General features: G+C 79.0%; 2 protein-coding genes and 1 pseudogene. All 3 read right to left on the bottom strand.

Features of this window, described 5'->3' with window-relative positions; all coding sequences use genetic code 11:
* Positions 1–482: SDR family oxidoreductase (locus AB0H57_RS32725; RefSeq protein WP_357512608.1), on the bottom strand; the 482-nt coding region annotated here is incomplete at its 3' end.
* Positions 483–490: 8 nt separating this feature from the next.
* The gene (locus AB0H57_RS32730; protein ID WP_357512606.1) at positions 491–1,900 is read right to left on the bottom strand and encodes a PfkB family carbohydrate kinase; all 1,410 of its coding nucleotides are present in this window, start codon (positions 1,898–1,900) and stop codon (positions 491–493) included.
* A pseudogene (locus tag AB0H57_RS32735) lies at positions 1,897–2,328 on the bottom strand (hypothetical protein); the annotation flags it as partial. The gene AB0H57_RS32730 and the pseudogene AB0H57_RS32735, both read right to left, overlap by 4 nt.

Here is a 2,328-nt window from a genome sequence, read left to right on the forward strand (position 1 = left end):
ACGGTGCCGGCCAGTTCGGCGGCGAGCGCCCGGGTGAAGCCGACCACCCCGAACTTCGCCGCGCAGTACGCCGTCGCGTCCCCGACCGCCTTCACGCCCAGCGTGGACGCCACCGTCACCACCGTGCCGTGGGTGCGCTCCAGGTGCGGCAGCGCCGCCCGGACCACGGCGGCGGTGCCCAGCAGGTTGATCGTCACGATCCGGTCCCAGGTGGCCCCGTCGACGTCGGCCAGCCGGCCCGGCACGTCCATCCCGGCGGCGGTGACCAGGCCGTCCAGCCCGCCCGCCTGCTCGGCGAGGCTCCGGGTGGCCGCCTCGGCGGCCCGGGTGTCGGCCAGGTCGCACTCCAGCCACGGCACCCCGTCGGCCGGCGGCTGCCGGTCCAGCACGTACGGCCGGCCGCCGGCCCGGGCCACCGCGGTCACCACCGCCGCGCCCAGGCCGCTCGACCCGCCGGTGACCAGGATCGCCGCGCCGTTCATGTCCCTGCTCATACCGCTCCCTCGACAAGGTGGAGGCCGCGCCTGCGCGCGGCGGTGATGGTGCCGGTGGTGGACCGGCCGGCCAGGTAGGGGACGGTGACCACCCGTCCGCCCCACCGGTGGACCAGGTCGGCCTCGGGCAGCTCGGCGCCGCCCTCGCCGTAGTCGCCGCCCTTGACCCAGACGTCCGGGCGCAACCGGCCCAGCACCCGGTGCGGGGTGGGCTCGTCGAAGACCGCCACCGCGTCGACGCAGTCCAGCGCGGCCAGCAGCCGGGCCCGGTCCTGCTCCGGGTTGACCGGCCGCTCGGGGCCCTTCAACCCCCGGACGCTGCGGTCGGAGTTGAGGCAGACGACCAGGCAGTCGCCGAGCCGGCGGGCCGCCCGGAGGGTGGCGAGGTGCCCGGCGTGCAGGATGTCGAAGCAGCCGCCGGTGGCCACCACCGTGCCGCCGTCGGCGCGTACCCTCGCCACCAGTTCGTCGGCGCTGCCGGCCGGTGCCGGCGTGGCCGGCCGATCCGGCTCCCGGTGCAGCCCGGCCGCCCCGCCGGCGGCCACGTACGCGGCCGCGGCCGCCACCGCCGCCTGGACCGACGCCGCGGTCGAGGCCCCGTCGCCGAGGGCCAGCGCGGCGGTGGCGGCGAACCGGTCCCCGGCGCCGCAGGTGTCCTCGACCCGCTCCACGGTGGACGGCGGCGGAACGACCACGGGGATGCCGCCGCCGTTGCAGAGCACCGCGCCGTCGGCGCCCGTGGTCACCGCGACCGCCCCCACCCGCCAGCGCCGGCGCAGCTCGTGGCCGGCGCGGGTGGCGGTGGACAGCGGCGTGCCGGCGCCCGCGTCCCCGGTGAGCTGCCGCAGCTCGGCGAGGTTCGGCGTGGCCAGCCGGGCCCCGGGCACGGCCGCCGGGCCGCGCGGGTGCGGGTCCCAGACCACCGGGGCGGACGCCTCGGTCAGCGCGGCCCGCAGGGTGGGCTGGCGCAGCAGGCCGCGACCGTAGTCGCTGGCCAGGATCGCCCGGGCCCGGCCCAGCAGGTCCCGCACCGCCGCCGACGGCTCGCCCGGCGGCTGCGGGTCGCCGCCCCGGTCCAGCCGCAGCAGGGTCTGCCCGCCGGCCCGCAGCCGGATCTTCTCGGCGGTCGCGCCGGGCAGGTGCAGCGGGTACACCTCGACCCCGGCGTCGGCGAGCAGCCCGGCGATCCGCGCCCCGCCGGCGTCGTCGGCCAGCGCGGTGACCAGTGCCACCTCGCTGCCCTGGGCAGCGGCGAGCAGGGCGGCCAGCCCGGCGCCGCCGGGCCGGTCCACGGCGGCGCGCTCGTCGAGCACCGGCACCGGGGCGTCCGGACAGACCCGGTTCACCGCGCCGCTGACGTCCCGGTCCAGCAACGCGTCGCCGACCACCACCAGCGGGCCGGTCACGACTGCACCCAACCGGTGCCGGTCGACCGGCCCGCGCCGTCGTGACCGTTGCGGGCGGCGGGCGGGTGGCCGTTCACTGCGGTCCGGCCGCTCACCACACCGGCCAGCGCGTGCTCGCCCCAGCCGGCGGGACGGGCGGGCGGCCTGCCCCCGTCCCGGGTCGACGGCACCGCGCGCAGCCGGGCCACTCCCGTGCCGGGCAGGTCGCGCACCAGCGGCAGCGCCTGGTCGACGTACTCGCAGAGCAGGTGCGAGGAGACCAGGTGCAGCTCCTGCACCACCTGGCTGTCGGGGGACGGTACGGCGAGCACGTCGTGGCAGAGCTCGGCGAGTGGGTTGGGCGCCGGGCCGGTGAAGGCCCAGCAGCGTAGGCCGGTCTGGTGGCCGGCGTGGGCGGCGGTGAGCAGGTTGGGGCTGGTGCCGCTGGT

The sequence above is a fragment of the Micromonospora sp. NPDC050686 genome, from assembly GCF_040654475.1.
Lineage (GTDB): Bacteria > Actinomycetota > Actinomycetes > Mycobacteriales > Micromonosporaceae > Micromonospora.